The following is a 19576-nucleotide window of genomic DNA, read 5'->3' on the forward strand; positions in this document are numbered from 1 at the left end:
CGCCGCCCGTCCTCATCGGTGCGGCGGCTCAGCCCGGCGGCCCCTGGCCGTAGTCACCGAAGGGCTGCGCGGCGGCCGGGGCGACCGCGGTCTCGGCGAGCAGCCGGCCGTCGCCGGCCCGGGTCACCACGGTCGCCGCGTCGTCCGGCAGGGAGGCGACGACGCCGCCGTCGGTCAGGGGCAGGGTGCCCAGGAGCCGCCCGGAGCCGTCGACGACCTCCGCCGACGTCGCCTCCGCCGGCGCGGTGACGACCAGCCACCGGTCCTCGCCCCGCCCGCCCTCCGGCACCGGCAGCGCGCACACCCGGGCCACGGTCAGCCCCCTGGGGTCGGCGGTGCCGGGCGGGGTCTGGGTGCCGCACGCCGCCGCGCCGCCGCCGCTGCCCACCCAGGTGGTGAGCACCAGGCCCCCGCCGGGGCTCTGCGCCACCGCGACGACGACCGAGCCCGGGCGGCCGGCCGCCGGCAGCGGCGCCGACCAGAGCAGCGCCGGCTCCAGGCTCGCCGGCTCGGCGGCCAGGGGCACCGCGACGGACCGCAGCGCGGTGGCCACGAGCCGCTCGTCGGGCGGTGCCGCCGCCGGCCGCAGCGGCACCGGAGCCGGCAGCGCTGCCCTGCCGTCGCGCCCGGCCCCGGGCCAGTCCACGCCCGCGCGGTGCACCGTCCGGCCCTCCCGCAGCACCCGGACGCTGACCCCGGTGCCGTCCGGCGTCGTCCGCACGCCGACCACCGCCACGCCGTCGACGGTGGCCGCCTCCTCGTAGGTGCGCCCGACCGTGCCGCGCGGGCCGACGACCAGCCGGGGCGAGGCCTCGACCCGGTCGCCGCGTGCGGCGACGACCACCAGCGTCGCCGGCCCCGGGCCGCCGAGCACCAGCGACAGCGGGCGGTCCCGGCCCAGCCCGCGCGGCAGGCGCACCTGCAGGTCGGCGGCCGCCGCGCCGGTCGGACCGGTCAGCCACACGCCGCGGAAGTCGTCGTCGACCCGCCCGACCACGAGCGCCACCCGCCCGTCCGGGGTGTCGGTGGCCAGCACGACCTCGCGCTCGTCGGGCGGCGGCGCCTCCTGCGCGCCCCAGCCGGCCCGCCGGACGGCGTCGAGGAACGCCACGTCACCGGCGAGGGAGCCGCGCGGCGGCCCCACGAGGACGGCGGCCCGGGGCAGCGGCGGTGCCGGCGCCGCCGTCACTCGCGCGGCCTGCGCGGTCGGCGGCGGATCGGGCAGGGCGCGGGTCAGGGGGACGGCGACCGCCACCACGGCCGCGGCGGCCACCAGCGAGATCGCCACCCGCCGGGCGTCGCGGCGCACCCGGGACCGCACGTCGTCGGCGGCCTCCGCGGCGTCCAGCCGCCACCGGCCCGGGGCCCCGGCCAGCGCCGTCAGCGCCCGGTGCAGCCGCTCGTCGGGGTCGTCCGCCGGGCTCCCGTCCCGCCGGAAGGGGCCGTCGTGGGCGTCGAGGACGGCGAGCAGCGCGGCACGGCCGCGGTCGACCGCGGCGCGCGCGGTGTCCTCCGGGACGCCCAGCAGTGACGCCGACTCCCCGGCCGGGCGGAGCTCGTACCAGCGCAGCACCGTGGCGGCGCGGGTGGGCGGGTCGAGGCCGCGCAGCGCGTCGGCGACGGCAGGGGAGGTGGCCGGGGGCGGGGCGGACGGGTCGGGCAGGTCCTCGACCACCTGCGCGGCGCGGCGCCGGGCCGCCCGGCCCGACGCGCCGCGGACGAGGAGCCGCTGCACGGCCGGGGCGGGGTCCCCGGAGCCGACGAGGCGCCGCCACCGCCGCCGGGCGCGGGCGAGGGTGCGCTGCACGAGGTCCTCGGCCGGGCCGCGGTCGCCGGTCAGCAGCAGCGCGGTGGACAGCAGGGCGGCGCGCCGCCCGGCGACGAACCGCCGGAACGACTCCTCGCGCTCGCCGCTCATCCGACCTCCTCCGGGTCCGTGAGGCGTTCGCCGTCAGCCGGTCCTCCGGTTCTGCGCGGATCCGATCCCACGGTCCCCGACGTGCCCGCGGCGCGCACCGCGGGGCGCGGGGGGCACCCCGACCGGGCCCGTGGCCCTACGGTGCGGCCGCATGGCGCACCGGTCGACGCTCGCGGCGGTCTCCTCGGTCCAGCTGGCCGCCCAGCTGGCCGGCCACCTCGTCGCGCTGCGGCGGCGCCGGCACTTCGACGTCCCGTTCATGACCGGGAGCCCGGAGCACCTCGTGCGGGACTGGTTGTGGTTCGGCACCGCCTACAGCGCGCCTCCGTACCTGCTGGTGCCGCAGCTGTGGGCGACCGCCCGGCTGCTCCGCGGGTCCGACGCCGGGTCCGACGCCGGGTCCGACGACCGGGCCCGCTGGGTGCTGCGGTGGCTGGGCACCGGCCTGTCGCTGGGCTACCCGAGCGAGCGGTGGACCCGTGCCCGGCTCTCGCCCGGTGGCCTCGACCCGGTCGAGACGCCGGTCGTGGTGGCCGGCTGGGGCGGCGCGCTCGCCCTGGCCGTCCTGGCCCGTCGCCGGGCCGTCACCGGGCCGTGGCGTACCAGCCGGCCAGCCGCGTGAAGCCCTCGTCGAGGGGCACGTGCGGGCGCCACCGGAGAGCCGCCCGTGTGCGCCGCTGGTCGAACCAGTGACCGGTGGCGAGCTGCTCGGCGAGGAAGCGGGTGAGCGGCGGGGTGGAGCGCCGCCGGGTCGCCGCCCAGACCGCCTCCGCGACCGCGCCGGCTCCCCACGCGAGGGGGAACGGCACGCGGCCCCGCGGGCCCCGTACGCCGGCCGCGCGGCACAGGCGGGCGAGCACCTCGGCCACCGGGCGCGGCTCGCCGTTGGAGACCACCAGCGCCTCGCCGTGCACCGGACCGCAGGCGTCGACGGCGGCGGTCAGCGCGGTGGCGGCGTTGTCGACGTAGGTGGTGTCGATCAGCGCCGTCCCCGGCCCGATCAGCGGCAGCCGTCCCGCCCGCGCGCGGTGGACGATGCGGGCGACGAGCTGGGTGTCGCCGGTCCCCCACACCAGGTGCGGGCGGACCGCCAGCACGGCCAGCGACGCCGAGTCCGCCGCGAGGGCGTCGAGCTCGGCGATCGCCTTCGACCGCGAGTAGTGCCCCCGCGCCCGCGCGGGGTCGGCCGGATCGGCGGCCGCCCCGGCCAGCGCCGCGCCGGCGTGCGCCACCGACGGGGAGGACACGTGCACCAGCCGCCCGACACCGGCGGCCCGGCAGGCCGCCACCACCGCCCGGGTGCCCTCGACGTTGGCGTGCACGTACTCGGCCCAGGGGCCGGTGACGTCCACCTTCGCCGCGAGGTGCACGACGGCGTCCTGCCTCCGGACCGCGCGCCCGGTGACGGCCGGGTCGGCGACGTCGCCCAGCACCTCCCGGCACGGCAGGCCCGAGGGGCGGCGCTGGAGCACGGTCACGTCGTCGCCGCGCCCGATGAGCTCCGTGGCGGTGGCCCGGCCGAGCATGCCGCTCGCGCCGGTGACCAGCACCCTCACCGGTGGCGGGCCCGCGCCCCGTCGAGCGCGCGGGCGGCGCGCCGGGCGACCTCGCCGCGGTCGACCTTCGACTGGTGCCGGATGTCGACCGGCAGGGCGGGCGCGGTGAGGACGGCGGCGACGTCGGTCCCCGCGGCCGACCGCACCGCGTCGGCGAGGTCCGGGCCGGCCAGCCGCAGCCGCGACCGTCGCACGGGGCGCCTGCCGCCTGAGGGCACGACCACCACGACGACGACCTGCGCCCCGGCCGGGCCCACGCCCACGGCCGCGGCGGCCGAGACGCCGCCGAGCCGCTCCACCCGCTGCTCGATACCGACCGGCGTCACCGGGCCCGCGGCGGTGGTGACGACGTGCTGCAGGCGCCCCTCGATCCACAGCCGGCCCTCGGCGTCGAGGTGGCCGACGTCGCCGGTGCGGTGCCAGCCCGGGTCCCGCGTCGCCGCCCGCTCCAGGGCCCACAGCGCGTCGTAGCGGTCCTTGACGTGCGCGGCCCGCACGCACACCTCGCCGGTCGTGCCGGGGGAGCCGGTGAGCGGGCCGTCGGCGCGCCCGTCGGCCGACAGCGGGCTGATCCGCACCTCGACCCCGGGCAGCGGGGCGCCGACGCAGACGCCGTCGCCCTCCCCGGCCGTCTCGATCCCGGCCAGCGAGACGTCGGCGACCGGCAGCGCCTCGGTCATGCCGTAGGGGGTGTGCGCGTCGGAGGCGGGCAGCACCGTGCGCAGCGAGCGCAGCAGGGCCGCCGGCACCGGCGCGCCGGCGCTCATCAGCAGCCGGACCCGCTGCAGCGCCGCGCGCCGCGCGTCGGTCAGGTCCCCGGCGGTGGCCACGACCCGGCGCAGCGCCGCGGGGGAGGCGAACACGACCGTCGCCTCCACGGCGGCCGCGGCGTCGGCCAGCGCCGCCGCGGTCAGCGAGCCGGGGGCGGTCACGTCGACGTCGGGGACGGCCGACCCGATGCCGAGCGCCGGCCCGAGCAGGGCGAACGGCGCGAACGCGGCCACCAGCCGGTCGGCGGGCGTGAGGTCGTAGGCGGCGCGGACCAGGTCGATCTGGGCGGCGGCCTGGCGGTGGGTGTAGACGACGCCCTTGGCCGGGCCGGTGGCCCCGGAGGTGAACAGCACGGCGCAGTCGTCGTCGAGCCCGCACTCCGCCGGCAGCGGTGCCGACCGGCCGACGGCCTCCAGGTCGTCGAGGGACGGTGGCGTGCGCCGCCGCGTCCGGCCGGCCGCGACGCGCAGCCCGGGCAGCCCCATCGCCCGGGCCGCGGCGAGCCCGGTCCGGCTGCCGATCACCGCGTCGACGCCGGCGCTGCGCAGCGCGCGGCGCATCCCGGCGAACCCGAGGCCCTTGTCGGCCACGACGACGACCGCGCCGGCGCGCCACACGGCGTACACCGCCGCGGTCAGGTCGGCCGAGGGCTCGACCAGCAGCGCCACCCGCTGCCCGGGCCGCACCCCGACCGCGGCGAGACCGGCGGCCAGGTGCCGCACCCGCGCGGCGAGCGCCGACCAGGTCACCGTCGCGCCGCCGACCTCGACGACGGCCGCGCTGTCGTCGCCGGCCCGCTCGTCCAGGGCCGACCACAGGCGGCGGGCGGCGTCGCCGGTGGCGGCCGGGCGGGCGGGGACCGGCCGCTCGCCGGTTAGGTCGCCGACCCACTGCGCGACCGCGTCGGCGTACTGCGGCGCGTCCTCGGGGAGCAGGTGGGAGGCGCCCTCGTAGCGGTGCAGCCGGGCGTGCGGGAGGCGGCCGCGCAGGTCGGTGAGGTACCGCTCGCCGAAGACGGGGTCGCGCGGGCCCCACAGCAGCAGGGCCGGGACGTCGAGGCCGCGGATGCCCTCGGCGATGGCCTCCTGCACCGGGCGGGAGGGGTGGCCGGGTGAGAAGGGGATGTCGGCGACGAAGTCGCCCACGGCCCGGCGGCGGTCCGGGGAGCCGTAGGGGGCGGCGAAGGCGTCGCGGACGTCGGCGGGCAGGGCCGGCCGGGACAGCGCCGTCGTCGCCCGGACGAACACCGGGGTGCCGACGGTGACCGCGGCGCGCACCCCCGGGGCGTGCGCCATGCGGATGAGGACCGGCCCGAGGTCGCCCTCGGGCATCGCGACGGCGGTGTTGGCCAGGACGACGCCGCGCAGCTGGTCGCGGTGCTCCAGTGCCCAGCCGAGGGAGATCACCCCGCCCCAGTCGTGCCCGACGGTGACGACCGGGCCGGTGACGCCGAGCGCCGCGGTGAGGTCGCCGAGGTCGGCGACCCGCTCCCGCAGCGACCGGGGGGCGGGCAGCCGGTCGGAGAAGCCCATGCCGAGGTGGTCGGGGGCGACCACCCGCCAGCCGGGTGGGGCGGCGGCCAGCAGCCGGCGCCACAGGTAGGACCAGGTCGGGTTGCCGTGGACGCACAGCAGCGTGCCGACGGGGTCGGCGACCCCGTTGTCGAGCACGTGCCAGGTGTGCTTGGCGCCGGTCGCGTCGGCGACGGCGACCGTGCGCGACCAGGCGGGGTCCAGCCCGGGCAGGGACGGCGGCAGCACCGCGGCCGGGGCCGTCACCAGGCGATCTCGAGGCAGGAGACGTTGAGGCCCGAGCCGATGCCCATGAGCAGCACCCGGTCGCCGTCGGTCAGCGAGTCCTGCTCGCCGGCCAGGGTGAACGGCACCGAGGCCGGGCCGAGGTTGCCCCGGCTCGGGAAGGTGGTCGGCACCAGCGCGGGGTCGATGCCGAACCGGTCGCACATCGCCTTCGTGTGCACCTTCGACACCTGGTGGACGATGTAGCGGCTCATCCCGCCGGCCCAGTCCACCTCCGCCGCGGCCTCGGCCCACATGTCCTCCGACAGCGCCAGCCCCGCGTCGAGCAGGCCCTTGAGGTCGGTGCGCATGAGGTCGTTGTCGCCGACGCACAGCTCGTGGTGCTCCGTCCCCGCCCGGCTCACCGACGCCACCAGCCGGTGCCCCTCGGGGTGGCGGTCGGCGCGGCCGAGCACCATGGCGACGGCCCCCGAGCCCAGGGTCAGGGTCGCGAACTGCGCGATGACGTCCTTCGAGGTGGTGCCCGGCTCGTTGAGCCGCTCCATCGTGCGCTCCTGCACCGGCCGGGAGTCCTCGCCGTTGACGACGAGCGCGTACTCGACCAGGCCGGAGTCGATCATCGCCGCGGCCAGCTCCATGCCGTTGACGAAGCCGAGGCAGGCGTTGGTGACGTCGAAGTTCTGGCAGGAGCGGGGCAGGCCCAGGGCGTGGTGGACGGCGACCGCGGTCGAGGGCTCGAGGTGCTTGCGGCTCACCGAGGTGTTGACCATGACGCCGATCGCTGCCGGGTCGACCCCGCTCTCGCTGATCGCCTTGGCGCCGGCCTCGGCCGCGCCGTCGACGAACGTGACGCCCTCGCCCCACCAGCGGCGCTCGCGGATCCCGGCGAGGCGCTCGAGCAGGCCGGGCCGCAGCCCGACCCTCCGGTAGGTGCCGGCGAGCGCGTCGTCGATCGCGTCGGAGGTGACGACGCGGGTCGCGTCGGCCGTCTGCAGAGCCAGGACGGCGGTGTTGCCGAACCTGTGTGTGGCGTTACCGCCCATGTGTGGGTTCCAGTTCTCGGAGGGGTGGCCGCCTGCCTGCGCGCCGCCACATCAGGTCCGGTTCTACCCGACCGGTGCACCGGCATTCCGCCGGACCGGTCATCGACGGCCTCCTGGGAGCGGTGAGCATCCGAACGTGAACGGCATGTGACTGTGTGTTCCGATCACGGCGGGTGGCGTGTCACAGGTCACTCGATGTGATGAGACCAGGTCAGGACGACCGTCGGTGTGCTCACCGTGCGGCCACCTACGGCACCGGCGAGGTTCGCTCACCCCGGGGAATTGTCCGGTGGCTCTAGGCAACCGGCCTCGGCTCGGGTGAAGGTCTGCCGGGCCGACGACGGAGTCGGCCATCGACGGCGGGTGATCCCGCCGTCGACACGAGGAAGGGACGACTGTTGAGGGAACGCCGGACCGCGTCCGCACGACGGACGACGTCTCGAGCCATCGCACTGGGCGGCAGCGGACTGCTGATCGCCCTGGCGCTGCCCGCCACCGCGGCCAGCGCCGCCCCCGGTGGCAAGGCCTGCGACGACCGGAACAACAACACCTACGCCAAGCTCCTGGAGTGCGTGACGCTGGAGGGCGTCATGGACCACCAGCGGATGTTCCAGAAGATCGCCGACGACAGCGGCGACCCGGTCTACCCGGGCACCCGGGCGGCCGGCACCACGGGCTACGACGCCAGCGTCGAGTACGTCGCGGGGCTGCTCCGGGACGCCGGCTACGAGGTCACGCTCGACCCGGTCGAGGTCACCTTCAACTTCCCGGCCGTGCTGCGGCAGCTGACCCCCGTCGCGGCCGAGTACGAGACCGGCCTCTTCTCCGGCAGCGGATCGGGCACCGTCGAGGGGAACGTCATCCCCGTCGACATCAACATCACGGGTGACCGGGCCTCCACCAGCGGTTGCGAGGAGTCGGACTTCGCCGGCCTGGACTTCAGCGGCGACTACGACATCGCCCTGGTCCAGCGCGGCACCTGCAACTTCGGCGACAAGGCGTTCTTCGCCGAGCAGGCCGGGGCCGAGGCCGTGATCATCTTCAACCAGGGCAACACGCCCGACCGCACGGAGCTCTTCGTCGCCGACGCGTCGAGCCGCACCGACGGCACCCCGGTGGAGCACAACATCCCGGTGGTCGGCGCCAGCTTCGACCAGGGCGTGGCCCTCTCGGCGCCGGGCTCCACCGCCTTCGTCGACGGCAGGATCGCGAAGCGCGAGGACTTCAACGTCATCGCCGAGCTGCCGGGCAAGAACCCGGACAACGTCGTCATGGCCGGCGCGCACCTCGACAGCGTCATCGAGGGGCCGGGCATCAACGACAACGGCTCGGGTTCGGCGGCGATCCTCGAGACTGCCCTCCTGATGGCCAACTCGAAGCCGGAGAACACCATCCGCTTCGGCTGGTGGGCCGCGGAGGAGCAGGGCCTGGTCGGCTCGGCCGACTACGTCGCCGGGCTGTCCGAGGCCGAACGCGAGCGCATCGCCCTCTACATGAACTACGACATGGTCGCCTCGCCCAACTACGTCCAGATGGTCTACGACTCGGACCAGACGACGTGGGAGGCCCCGGTCGTGATCCCGGGCGGCTCGACGGCCATCGAGGACCTCTACGAGTCCTACTACACCAAGGTCGGCGTCCCCTACGACGACGCCGAGTACTCGGGGCGCAGCGACTACGAGGCGTTCATCCTCGCAGGCATCCCGTCCGGTGGTCTGTTCACCGGCGCCGAGGTGATCAAGACCGAGGAGCAGGAGGCCATCTGGGGCGGTACCGCGGGTGAGCAGTTCGACCCGTGTTACCACGAGGAGTGCGACACGATCGACAACCTCGCGCTCGACGCGTTCGAGGTCAACAGCGACCTCATCGCGTTCGCGATGCTGACGTTCTCCTACTCGACGGAGTCCGTGAACGGTGTCCCCGGCAAGAAGGTCCCGGGCCCGGCGTTCCAGCTGCCGGCCCCGGCCGGCGCCGAGGGCACGTTCGTCGAGGACGCCGGTGGCGGCGGTCTCGCGCACGACCACGTGCACGACCACGACGTCGTCGCCTGACCGCTGACGGGGAGGGCCGGCTCCGGCCGGTCCTCCCCGCCGGCGGACACCCGCTGACAGAGGCCCCGCGGTCACCGGCCGCGGGGCCTCTGCAGTCCTGGGGGCGTCCGGTCAGGGCATCGGCATCCCGCCGGTGACGCCGATGCGCTCACCGGTGATGTAGCTCGACTCCTGCGAGGCGAGGAAGACGTAGGCGGGGGCCAGCTCCGCCGGCTGGCCGGCGCGGCCGGTGGGGGTCGCCTCGCCGAAGGAGCCGACCTCCTCGGCCGGCATGGTCGCCGGGATCAGCGGGGTCCAGATCGGTCCCGGCGCGACGGTGTTGACCCGGATCCCCTTCGGGGCGAGCTGCTGGGCCAGGCCCTTCGTGAAGGTCACCAGCGCGCCCTTGGTCGAGGCGTAGTCCAGCAGGGTGGGGGAGGGCTGGTAGGCCTGGATCGAGGTCGTGACGATGATGCTCGAGCCCGGCTGCATGTGCCCGACCGCCGCCTTGCACAGCCAGAAGGTGGCGAAGACGTTGGTGTAGTACGTCCGCAGCAGCTGCTCGGTGGTGAGGTCCTCGATGCCGCCGATCGACATCTGGTAGGCCGCGTTGCTCACCAGCACGTCGATGCCGCCGAGCTCGCTGACGGTGCGCTCCACCAGTTCCCGGCAGAAGGCCTCGTCCCGGAGGTCGCCGGGCGCGGTGACGGCGGTGCGGCCGGCGTCCCGGACCAGCCGGGCGGTCACCTGCGCGTCGTCCTCCTCCGAGGGCAGGTAGGACACCACGACGTCGGCGCCCTCGCGGGCGAAGGCCAGCGCCACCGCCCGGCCGATGCCGGAGTCGCCGCCGGTGACCAGCGCGCGCTTGCCCTCCAGCCGGCCGCTGCCCCGGTAGCTCGACTCCCCGTGGTCGGGCTCGAGGTCCATGTCGGACTCCAGCCCCGGGTGGGCGATCTGCTCCTCGTTCTGCGCGTCCGGCTCGGCGTGCTGGGTGGTCGGGTCCTGGGGGGAGTACTGGTCCTGGCTCACGGCGCTCCTCGGCTACGGGGTGGACCCGGCTCCTACCCAGCCGCCGGGCGCGGCAGACCGGACGGAGCCGTCCCGACGAGCGCGGCGGCGCCGGGAGGAGGACGGTCGTCGGCATGACGGAGCCGGAGGAGACCCCCGACGTGGAGCAGCGGCTGGCCGCGGAGCTGGACCCGGAGCGGCACCGCGCGCCGTCCGAGGGGGTGCCCCAGGACCTGGCCGACGACGACGGCGAGGACCGGACGACTTCCTGACCACGGCGCGGGCCCCGGCGGCGTGGACAGCGGGCCGGTGCCCCGACAGACTCCCCCCGTCAGCGCGGACGACGACGTCAGCGGGGAGACGCGACATGGCCTACCCCTTCGACCGGAGCGGCACCGAGGTCGGCCCGGACGGCGTCCGGCGCTACACCGGCCTGCCGCGGGACCTCGTCGGGATGCTGCGCGCGGTGGTCGACGCGCACCCCGGCGCCGAGGCGCTCGTCGAGCTCGGCGGTGAGCGGCTCACCTACGGGCAGCTGTGGGACCGTGCGACCCGGGTGGCCGGGGGACTGCGGGCCGCCGGCGTGGGCCCCGGTGACCGGGTGGCCAACCGGCTGCCCAACGGCAACGACTGGGTGCTCGTCTTCTGGGGGACGCTGCTCGCCGGCGCCGTCGTCGTCCCGGTCAACACCCGCTTCACCGAGCCCGAGGTCCGCTACGTCGTCGAGGACTCCGGCGCGGCGTACGTGGTCGAGCCGGGGGCCGACCTGCCCGACGGCGAGCCGCTCGCGGTCACCGACCAGGGGCACACCGACCTCGCCGGGATCTTCTACACGAGCGGCACGACCGGCTTCCCCAAGGGTGCGATGACCACCCACGAGAACTTCCTGTCCAACGTCGAGACGTGCCTGCGCTGCCTCGCGCTGCCCCGCGACGAGCAGCTGTCGACGCTGGTCTCGGTGCCGCTCTTCCACGTGACCGGCTGCAACTCCCAGCTGCTGGTCGTCACCGCGGTGGCCGGGACGTCGGTGGTCATGCCGGCGTTCGAGGTCGGCGCGTTCCTGCGGGCCATCGAGGACGAGCGCATCTCGGTGCTGACGACCGTGCCGGCGATCTACTGGCTGGCGCTGCAGCAGCCGGGCTTCGCCGACGTCGACACCTCCTCGGTCCGGGCGCTCAGCTACGGGGGCGCGCCCATCGCCCCCGACCTGGTGCACCGCCTGCAGGCGGCGTTCCCGACGGCCCGGGTCGGCAACGGGTTCGGCCTGACCGAGACCTCGTCGGTGTCGACCTACCTGCCCGACGAGTACGCCGCCGCGCACGCCGACTCCGTCGGCTTCCCCGCGCCGGTCGTCGACCTCGACGTCGCCGACCCCGACCCGGTCACCGGGGTGGGGGAGCTGCTGATCCGCGGGCCCAACGTCGTCGCCGGGTACTGGCGCAAGCCCGAGCAGACGGCGGAGACCTTCGTCGGCGGGTGGCTGCACAGCGGGGACCTGGCCCGCATCGACGACGAGGGGCTGGTCTACGTCGTCGACCGCAAGAAGGACATGATCAACCGCGGCGGCGAGAACGTGTACTGCGTCGAGGTCGAGAACGCCCTGGCCGCGCACCCGGCGGTCGGGGAGGTCGCCGTCGTCGGCGTGCCCGACCCGATGATGGGCGAGAAGGTCGGCGCCGTCGTCGTCCCGCTGCCCGGCCGCGCGGTCGACCCCGCCGACCTGCTGGCCTTCGCCCGCGAGCGGCTGGCCGACTTCAAGGTGCCGCAGTACGTCGCCGTGCGCAGCGACCCGCTGCCGCGCAACCCCGGCGGCAAGGTCCTCAAGCCGTCGCTGCGCGAGCACACCGACTGGACCCCCGTCCGCTGAGGAAGGACCACCCCTCCCCCCACGCCTCGCACGCGCAGGCGCAGGACCCTGGAGGGTGGTCGCTCGACACCCATCTCTGGAGGCCCCCGCCGTGCCCACCGTCGAGACCGTCCGTGGCCCGATCGACACCGCCGACCTCGGCGCGACCCTCATGCACGAGCACGTGTTCGTGTTGTCCACCGAGCACCTGCAGAACTACGGCGCGGGCGACTGGTGGGACGAGGACGAGCGGGTCGCCGACGCCGTCGACCAGTTGAACGAGCTGAAGGCGCTCGGCATCGACACCATCGTCGACCCGACCGTGTGGGGTCTGGGGCGCTACATCCCGCGGGTGCAGCGGGTGGCCGAGCAGACCGACCTCAACATCGTGGTCGCGACCGGGCTCTACACCTACGACGAGGTCCCGCACCAGTACGAGCACCGCGGCCCGGGCCTGCTGCTGGACCTCCCCCGTGACCCGATGGTCGACGACTTCGTCGGGGACATCCGCGACGGCATCGCCGACACGGGGGTGAAGGCGGCGTTCCTCAAGTGCGTCGTCGAGGTCAAGGGCCTCACGCCCGGCGTCGAGCGGACCCTGCGGGCGTGCGCGGCCGCCCACCGCGAGACCGGCGCACCCATCACCGTGCACACCTCCTCGCCGGCGCAGGCGGGGCGGCTGGCGGTGCAGGTGTTCCGCGACGAGGGCGTGGACCTGACGAAGGTGGTCATCGGCCACGCCGGGGACAGCAACGACCTCGACTACCTCGGCGAGCTGGCCGACGCCGGCTGCCTGCTCGGCATGGACCGCTTCGGCCTGGACCTCTACAACCCCACGTCGTCCCGGGTGGACACCATCGTCGCGCTCGCGCAGCGGGGGTACGCCGACCGGATGGTGCTCGCCCACGACGCCAGCTGCTACATCGACTACTTCCCGGGACCGGACGCGCAGGCCGCCAAGGCGCAGATCGCGCCCAACTGGAACTACACCCACATCAGCCGCGACGTTCTGCCCGTGCTGCGCGAGCGCGGGGTGACCGACGAGCAGGTCCGGCAGATGCTGGTGGACGCCCCGCGGCGCTACTTCGAGTAGCCGGCTCGGCGGCCCCGCCGGACGCCGGGAACCCGCGGTCGGTGACCGCGGGCTCCCGCCGGGTGCGGGCCCGACGGGAGCCGCGGACGCGACCCGTCCGACGTCAGCGCTGCGGCGGCAGGTCGGCCTCGACGAACTTGGTCGCACCGGTCGCCCGGACCTCGACGGAGTCGGCTCGCTCCCGGATCCGGTCGACCAGCCCGGTGTCACCGGTGGGCACGGTCGCGACCAGGTGCGAGGCGTCCGACACCGCGGGGTCGTCGATGACGGCGTCCACCAGCCGCGCCCGCGTCCCGGGTGGGAGCTGCCCGGACTCGACGTGCATCGCGGACCGGACGACGCCCTGGTCGTCCGTCGGGCTGACCTCGGCCTGCGCGGTCGTGCGGCCGTCGTCGTCGATCGTGATCTGGTGCGGCTGGTCCGAGTGGGTCATGGGTCCTCCAGTGCTGAGAGGGGCGAGGTGCCGGGCGGCCCGCCGAACAGGAGACGTCGGGCGCTGGCTCGGTCGGGGGAGGCGATGGGGCTGTGCCGTCCGGGGTCCGGACGGGTCGGCATCCGTGCTGAGTCGGCTGGGCACAGCGCGCTCCGGGGCCGGCGACGTCGCCACCGGCTCCATCGCCGGAACAGCCCATCCCGGGCCCCGCGGTGGCGTGGACCACCGATGGATGACGGATCCAGTCAACGGCCGTGCGGGTGTGGTGTCAACCACAGTCGGCCGGTGGCCCGTACCGGGTGGTCCGCGTGCTCGACGGGCGGGGGCTATGTCCCCGGTGGCCGGTAGCGGACCTGCCCGGCCCGGCGCATGGCCTCGATGGTCTCGTCGACGGTCAGCAGCACGGTCGTCTCCACCGGATCGAGGGCCCCGCCGGCACCGAGCGCCAGCGCGACCGCGGCCATCGACACGTTGTCAGGGGCCTCCCACAGCGTGAAGCCGTCGTGCGGCCCGAACGCGTACCAGAAGCCGTGCAGCGTCCCTCCGACGGACTCGATGTAGGTCCGGGCGGCCTCGCGCCGGTCCTCCGGGTTCTCGATCAGCCGTGCCCAGGTCTGCGGCGTGTAGCCGAAGCGGGTCAGGTAGAGCGGCATCGTCGGCCCCCAGGTCCGGCTGAGCCCCCGCGCAGGCCCGACGCTAGCCGCGCGGGCGGGCGGCCGGGGCGGTCCGGTGCGCGGCGCCGACGGTGGTCACGACGGCCGGCGTCGTCCGATCTTGGAGCCCAGCCAGGTCAGCGGGTCGTAGCGCCGGTCCGCGACCCGCTCCTTGAGCGGGATGATGCCGTTGTCGGTGAGGTGGATGCCCTCGGGGCACACCTCGCTGCAGCACTTGGTGATGTTGCAGTAGCCGAGCCCGAACTCGTCCTGGGCGGCGTCCCGGCGGTCGCGCACGTCCAGCGGGTGCATCTCCAGCTCGGCCAGCCGGATGAGGAAGCGGGGCCCGGCGAAGGCCCGCTTGTTGTCCTCGTGGTCCCGGATGACGTGGCAGGTGTCCTGGCAGAGGAAGCACTCGATGCACTTGCGGAACTCCTGCGGCCGGTCGACGTCGACCTGCTGCATCCGGTGGTTGCCGTCGGGGTCGCGGGGCCGGGGCGTGAACGCGGGGATCTGCGCGGCCTTCTCGTAGTTGTAGGAGACGTCGGTGACCAGGTCGCGGATGACGGGGAACGTCCGCAGCGGGGTGACCGTCACCGTCTCGTCCTCGGCGAAGGTGCTCATCCGGGTCAGGCACATCAGCCGCGGCCGCCCGTTGACCTCCGCGCTGCAGGAGCCGCACTTGCCGGCCTTGCAGTTCCACCGGACGGCGAGGTCGCCGGCCTGCGTGGCCTGCAGCCGGTGGATGACGTCGAGGACGACCTCGCCCTCGTTCACCGGCACCGTGAAGGTCTGCAGGTCCCCGCCGGAGGCGTCGCCGCGCCAGACCCGGAACGTGGCGTCGTAGCCCCCGCCGCCCCCGCTCCCGGCGCCGCTGCCCCGGCCGTCGTCGGTCCCGCCGAGGCTCGGTTCGCCCGGCTCCGTCACGTCCCCTCCTCGCCGGCGCCCGTCGGGCACGTGCCGGGCCGTGCTGTGTCCCCGCGTGACCTCACGAGCCCGGTCACGGTGCCTCCTCGAAGACCTCGGCGAGCTCGGGCGGCATCTGCGGCAGCGGACGGCGGGCCACGGTCACCGCGCCGTCCGCCGCCCGCGAGCAGACCAGGTTGGTGCGGCCCCACTCCGGGTCGGCGGCGGGGAAGTCGTCGCGCGTGTGCCCGCCGCGGCTCTCCTCGCGCTCGAGCGCCGCCCGGGCGATGCACTCGCTGACGACCAGCAGGTGCGGCAGGTCCAGGGCCAGGTGCCAGCCGGGGTTGTACTGCCGGTGCCCCTCGACCGAGAGCGCGGCGACCCGCTCCCGCAGCGCGGCGATCCGCGTCAGCGCCTGCTCCATCTCCGGCGCGGTGCGGATGATCCCGACCAGGTCGTGCATCGTCTGCTGCAGGTCCTGTTGCACGGTGTAGGGGTTCTCGCCGCCCTCGCGCTCGAACGGCGCCAGCGCCGCCCGGGCGGCGTCGGTCAGCGCCTCCTCGGCCAGCGCCACGAGGCCGGACCGCTTGGCCGCGTGCTCGGCGGCGGCCGCGCCCGCGCGGCGGCCGAACACCAGCAGGTCCGACAGCGAGTTGCCGCCCAGCCGGTTGGACCCGTGCATCCCGCCGGCGACCTCACCGGCCGCGAACAGCCCCGGCACGCCGGCCGCGGCGGTGTCCGGGTCGACCTCCACGCCGCCCATCACGTAGTGGCAGGTGGGGCCGACCTCCATCGCCTCGGCGGTGATGTCGACGTCGGCCAGCTCCTTGAACTGGTGGTACATCGACGGCAGCCGCCGGCGGACGTACTCGGCCGGGCGGCGGCTGGCGATGTCGAGGAACACCCCGCCGTGCGGCGAGCCGCGGCCGGCCTTGACCTCGCTGTTGATGGCCCGGGCGACCTCGTCGCGGGGCAGCAGCTCGGGCGGGCGGCGGTTGTTCTTCTTGTCGTCGTACCAGCGGTCGGCCTCGTCCTCGGTCTCCGCCGTCTCCTTGCGGAAGTAGTCGGGGATGTAGTCGAACATGAACCGGTTGCCGGCCGAGTTGCGCAGCACGCCTCCGTCGCCGCGCACGCTCTCGGTGACGAGGATGCCGCGCACCGACGGCGGCCAGACCATCCCCGTCGGGTGGAACTGGACGAACTCCATGTTCACCAGCCCGGCCCCGGCCTGCAGCGCCAGCGAGTGCCCGTCGCCGGTGTACTCCCAGGAGTTGGAGGTGACCTTGTAGGCCTTGCCGATGCCGCCGGTGGCCAGCACCACCGACGGCGCCTCCCAGGCGACGAACCGGCCCGACTCCCGCCAGTAGCCGAAGGCCCCGGTGACGCCCTCGTCGTCGGTGAGCAGCCGGGTGACCGTGCACTCCATGAAGACGTCGACGCCGAGGGCGACGGTGCGCTGCTGCAGCGTGCGGATGAGCTCCAGGCCGGTGCGGTCGCCGACGTGCGCCAGCCGGGCGAAGCGGTGCCCGCCGAAGTCGCGCTGGCTGATCAGCCCGTCGGGGGTGCGGTCGAACAGGGCGCCCCAGTCCTCGAGCTCGCGGACCCGGTCGGGGGCCTCCTGCGCGTGCAGCTGGGCCATGCGCCAGTGGTTGAGCATCTTCCCGCCGCGCATGGTGTCCCGGAAGTGCACCCGCCAGCCGTCCTCCGGCCAGGCGTTGCCCATGGCGGCGGCGATGCCGCCCTCGGCCATGACCGTGTGCGCCTTGCCCAGCAGGGACTTGCAGACGACGGCGGTGCGGGCGCCGGCCTCGTGCGCGGCGATGGCGGCCCGCAGCCCCGCGCCACCGGCCCCGACGACCACGACGTCGTAGGCGTGCCGTTCGAAGTCCATCAGAAGAACCTCACGTCCTGGATCGTGTCGGTGGCGAGCAGCAGGACGTAGAAGTCGGCGAAGGCGACGGCGAACAGCGAGGTCCAGGCGTACTGCATGTGCCGGGCGTTCAACCGCGAGACCCAGGTCCACGCCCGGTACCTCAGCGGGTGCTCCGAGAAGTCGTTCAGCCGCCCGCCGACGATGTGCCGGCAGGAGTGGCAGGAGATCGAGTACAGGAAGAGCAGGACGGCGTTGACCAGCAGGACCAGCGTGCCGAGCCCCATGTGTCCCCACTCGCCGGTCTCGTCGCGGAAGCCGCGGACGGCCTCGTAGAAGAGGATCACGTTGAACACCAGCGCCGCGTAGAGGAAGTAGCGGTGCACGTTCTGCCCGACGAGGGGGAGCCGCGTCTCCCCGGTGTAGCGCCGGTGCGGCTCGGCCACCGCGCACGCCGGCGGGGAAAGCCAGAACGACCGGTAGTAGGCCTTGCGGTAGTAGTAGCAGGTCAGCCGGATGCCCAGGGGCAGCACGAGGATGTAGAGCGCCGGCGATATCCACGCCGGGCCGGTGAAGAACTCGGGGAAGCTGTCGCCCTCGCACCGGGTGGTGATGCAGGGGGAGTAGAACGGCGAGATGTAGGGCTCGGCGTGGTAGTACGCGTTCTGGAAGGCCCGGAACGACGAGTACGCGATGAACAGCACGAGCACGACGACGGTGACGAGCGGCTGCACCCACCACCGGTCGGTGCGCAGCGTCCGCGCCGCGATCGTCGCCCGCCGCGGGGCCGGCCCGCCGTCACCACGACCGGGGGTGACCGCCCCCGTGCCGCGCGGCGCGGTGGCGGTCACCGGCGCGTGCGGCCGGACCCGCCGATGCCGTCGTCGTCGCCGTCGCCGTACACCGTGGCCAGGGGCTCGTGCCGGATGCGGAACCGCGCACCGCACAGCAGGTCCAGGTCGTCCCGGAGCCGCGCGACGTCGATCCTCAGCCGCCGGGTGTCGACGGTGTCGCCGAAGTGTCTCGTCACCGGTCCGCACGCCTGCTCGAGGGCATCGACGGCCTCGCGAGCCACCGCTACGTCCTGCTCCAGGGACATCGCTGCCTCCAGGTCGCTCGTGGCGCCGCCCCGACGGCGGGAGTGGAGTCCACCACCGACGTCGAGCGGGGGAAAGGGGCTTCGCGCTGGTGCCTCGACCGCCCGAGGCCGTGCAGCCGTGGTCTCAGGCGACGGGCACGGACCGGGGCCGCCGCCGGACCCCGCGCAGGAGGCGGCGGACGGACGGTCCCGGCCCGTCGCCGGCGGGACCGGCGACCGGCCCGGCCGGCGCTGCCGCCTCGGCCCGGAGCCCGGACCGCCGGAGCTCAAGGACCGCCACCTCCTCCAGGAGCGCGGCCCGGCGCTGCGCGGCCTCCCGGTCCAGGCGCGTCCGGCCGGCGGCGGCCACCTCGTCGGCCCGGCGCCGCTCGTCCCGTCCGGTGACGAGGAGACGGACGACGTCGTCGCGGGCGTGCAGCCGGGCGGCGGCCGCCTCCTGCTCCGCCTGCCGCCGGGTCCGCCCGGCCTCCGCGGCCGCCCGCTCGCCGGCGGCGCGGGCCTGCTCCCGCAGCACCGCGGCCGACGCGCGGGCCTCCCGGACCGTCGCCGCGGCCCGGGCGGCGGCCTCCTCGGTCAGCTCACCGGCCCGTGCACGGGCGTCGGCCACCGACTCCCGCGCCCGTGCGCGGGAGTCGGCGAGGAGCCGGCGCGCGTACGTCCCCGCGGCGGCCCGGTCGGCCTCCGCCTCGGCGCGGAGGGTCGCCGCCGCCACCCGGTCGGCCTCCGCCTCGGCCCGGATGGCCGCCGCCTCGTCCGCGGCCGCGGCCAGCAGCGCCCCCATCCGCTCCGACAGGCGCAGCAGCTCCCCGCCGTCGGGGGAGTGGCCGAGCAGTCGTCGGGCGTCGTCGAGGGTGGCCTCCGTCCGCAGCAGGCGCGCGACGAGGTGCTCGTGCGCGCGGTCGGCGGTGGCGAGCTCGTCCTCGGCCCAGCGGACGTAGGCGTCCACCTGGAACCGGTCGTAGCCGGCCACGGTCCGGCCGAACACCGGGCCCGCCGCGAGGGCGGTGTCCAGCCCGCCGGGGCCGGCGGGCCGCCCGGACCCGGCCGGGTCGGGGGCAGCGATCCCGTCGTGGACGTGCAGGTCGGTGCTCATGGCGTCCGCCTCCCTCCGCGGTACCGGGTCCGGAGCGCGGACGCTAGGCCGCCCCACGCCGGGCCGCCCCGCGAGCGGGGGCACGTCACCGGGGAGAGGGCACCGGGCCGCCCGTTCGGGTCCGGCAGCCGCAGGTGCTCGCCGAGCGTCACGTCCCCCGTGCGGGTGGTCGGCCGCGCGCCGTCCTGCCGGGGACGGCCGGGGAGCCCCACGCTCGTGCCGTGCCCTCCGACGACCGGCTGCCGGCTCCCGGCGACATGACCGTCCCGCCCTGGTCGGGGTGGGAGGAGGTCCTCGCCGGGGTGCTGGTCCTCATGGCGGCCGGCGTCGTCCTCCTGCTCGCCGCGCTGGCGCGCGGCGGGGCAGGGGAGCGCGCCGACTGGCAGGCCTGGCTGGCGGCCCGGCCGACCCGGCGCACCGCGGACTCCCCGGCCGCGGCGCCGGGGCCTGCGACGGCGCCGGGGCCGGAGACGTGCGGGGGCCCGCCCGGCCGCTGACCG

General features: G+C 75.7%; 18 protein-coding genes. 6 read left to right on the top strand and 12 right to left on the bottom strand.

The window, feature by feature from the left end:
- Positions 1–28: 28 nt before the first annotated feature.
- On the bottom strand, positions 29–1918 hold the full coding sequence (locus tag BM165_RS01670; RefSeq protein WP_075011768.1) for a SigE family RNA polymerase sigma factor: 1890 nt from the start codon (positions 1916–1918) through the stop codon (positions 29–31).
- Positions 1919–2069: 151 nt separating this feature from the next.
- Here BM165_RS01670 and BM165_RS24085 point away from each other — a divergent pair, with 151 nt between their 5' ends.
- The gene (locus tag BM165_RS24085; protein ID WP_075011769.1) at positions 2070–2540 is read left to right on the top strand and encodes a hypothetical protein; all 471 of its coding nucleotides are present in this window, start codon (positions 2070–2072) and stop codon (positions 2538–2540) included.
- Here the strand turns inward: BM165_RS24085 and BM165_RS01680 are convergent.
- From BM165_RS01680 to BM165_RS01690, 3 genes are read right to left on the bottom strand one after another with little or no spacing between them, the layout of a single operon-like run.
- Positions 2503–3474: an NAD-dependent epimerase/dehydratase family protein gene (locus tag BM165_RS01680; protein WP_075011770.1), complete on the bottom strand. Its 972-nt coding sequence runs from the start codon at positions 3472–3474 to the stop codon at positions 2503–2505. The genes BM165_RS24085 and BM165_RS01680 overlap by 38 nt on opposite strands.
- The gene (locus BM165_RS01685) at positions 3471–6023 is read right to left on the bottom strand and encodes an alpha/beta fold hydrolase (protein WP_083426937.1); all 2553 of its coding nucleotides are present in this window, start codon (positions 6021–6023) and stop codon (positions 3471–3473) included. Before BM165_RS01685 ends, BM165_RS01680 begins: the two co-directional genes overlap by 4 nt.
- Positions 6020–7045, bottom strand: coding sequence for a 3-oxoacyl-ACP synthase III (locus BM165_RS01690; RefSeq protein ID WP_075011771.1), 1026 nt, complete (start codon positions 7043–7045; stop codon positions 6020–6022). Before BM165_RS01690 ends, BM165_RS01685 begins: the two co-directional genes overlap by 4 nt.
- A 398-nt stretch (positions 7046–7443) precedes the next feature.
- Here BM165_RS01690 and BM165_RS01695 point away from each other — a divergent pair, with 398 nt between their 5' ends.
- Entirely contained in the window at positions 7444–9096 is a 1653-nt protein-coding gene (locus tag BM165_RS01695; RefSeq protein WP_208976600.1) for a M28 family peptidase, read from the top strand.
- Between the two features lie 111 nt (positions 9097–9207).
- Here the strand turns inward: BM165_RS01695 and BM165_RS01700 are convergent, their stop codons facing one another.
- Positions 9208–10104, bottom strand: a complete 897-nt coding sequence (locus tag BM165_RS01700) for an SDR family oxidoreductase (RefSeq protein WP_075011772.1) — start codon at positions 10102–10104, stop codon at positions 9208–9210.
- 113 nt (positions 10105–10217) lie between these two features.
- On the opposite strand from BM165_RS01700, the gene BM165_RS24585 reads away from it, so the two are divergent.
- The 3 genes from BM165_RS24585 (at position 10218) to BM165_RS01710 (ending at position 13022) form a co-directional block, all read left to right on the top strand.
- Positions 10218–10355, top strand: a complete 138-nt coding sequence (locus BM165_RS24585; protein ID WP_177225059.1) for a hypothetical protein — start codon at positions 10218–10220, stop codon at positions 10353–10355.
- Positions 10356–10450: 95 nt separating this feature from the next.
- Positions 10451–11950 (top strand): class I adenylate-forming enzyme family protein, encoded by a 1500-nt coding sequence (locus BM165_RS01705; RefSeq protein ID WP_075011773.1) that lies wholly within the window; start codon positions 10451–10453, stop codon positions 11948–11950.
- 91 nt (positions 11951–12041) lie between these two features.
- Complete coding sequence (locus tag BM165_RS01710; RefSeq protein WP_075011774.1) at positions 12042–13022, top strand: phosphotriesterase family protein; 981 nt, start codon at positions 12042–12044, stop codon at positions 13020–13022.
- 103 nt (positions 13023–13125) lie between these two features.
- Here BM165_RS01710 and BM165_RS01715 read toward each other — a convergent pair whose 3' ends face one another.
- The 7 genes from BM165_RS01715 to BM165_RS24590 form a co-directional block, all read right to left on the bottom strand.
- Complete coding sequence (locus BM165_RS01715) at positions 13126–13455, bottom strand: hypothetical protein (protein ID WP_075011775.1); 330 nt, start codon at positions 13453–13455, stop codon at positions 13126–13128.
- A 326-nt stretch (positions 13456–13781) separates the two neighbouring features.
- Positions 13782–14108 carry a GYD domain-containing protein gene (locus BM165_RS01720; RefSeq protein ID WP_075011776.1) on the bottom strand — a complete coding sequence of 109 codons (327 nt, stop codon included), beginning with the start codon at positions 14106–14108 and terminating at the stop codon, positions 13782–13784.
- A 96-nt stretch (positions 14109–14204) separates the two neighbouring features.
- The gene (locus BM165_RS01725) at positions 14205–15035 is read right to left on the bottom strand and encodes a succinate dehydrogenase/fumarate reductase iron-sulfur subunit (RefSeq protein WP_075011777.1); all 831 of its coding nucleotides are present in this window, start codon (positions 15033–15035) and stop codon (positions 14205–14207) included.
- A gap of 73 nt (positions 15036–15108) precedes the next feature.
- A complete protein-coding gene (locus BM165_RS01730; protein ID WP_177225060.1) occupies positions 15109–16905 on the bottom strand; it encodes a fumarate reductase/succinate dehydrogenase flavoprotein subunit in 1797 nt (598 codons plus the stop codon).
- A complete protein-coding gene (locus BM165_RS01735; protein ID WP_075011778.1) occupies positions 16905–17735 on the bottom strand; it encodes a hypothetical protein in 831 nt (276 codons plus the stop codon). The genes BM165_RS01730 and BM165_RS01735 overlap by 1 nt, the downstream gene beginning before the upstream one ends.
- Positions 17732–17914 carry a hypothetical protein gene (locus BM165_RS01740; protein WP_244273960.1) on the bottom strand — a complete coding sequence of 61 codons (183 nt, stop codon included), beginning with the start codon at positions 17912–17914 and terminating at the stop codon, positions 17732–17734. Before BM165_RS01740 ends, BM165_RS01735 begins: the two co-directional genes overlap by 4 nt.
- Positions 17915–18107: 193 nt before the next feature.
- Entirely contained in the window at positions 18108–19076 is a 969-nt protein-coding gene (locus tag BM165_RS24590; RefSeq protein WP_075011780.1) for a hypothetical protein, read from the bottom strand.
- Between the two features lie 221 nt (positions 19077–19297).
- Between BM165_RS24590 and BM165_RS01750 the strand changes: the two genes are divergently transcribed.
- Positions 19298–19573, top strand: coding sequence for a hypothetical protein (locus BM165_RS01750; RefSeq protein WP_075011781.1), 276 nt, complete (start codon positions 19298–19300; stop codon positions 19571–19573).
- Positions 19574–19576: the final 3 nt, after the last annotated feature.

Origin of the sequence: Geodermatophilus obscurus (genome assembly GCF_900115395.1) — a bacterium.
Lineage (GTDB): Bacteria > Actinomycetota > Actinomycetes > Mycobacteriales > Geodermatophilaceae > Geodermatophilus > Geodermatophilus obscurus_B.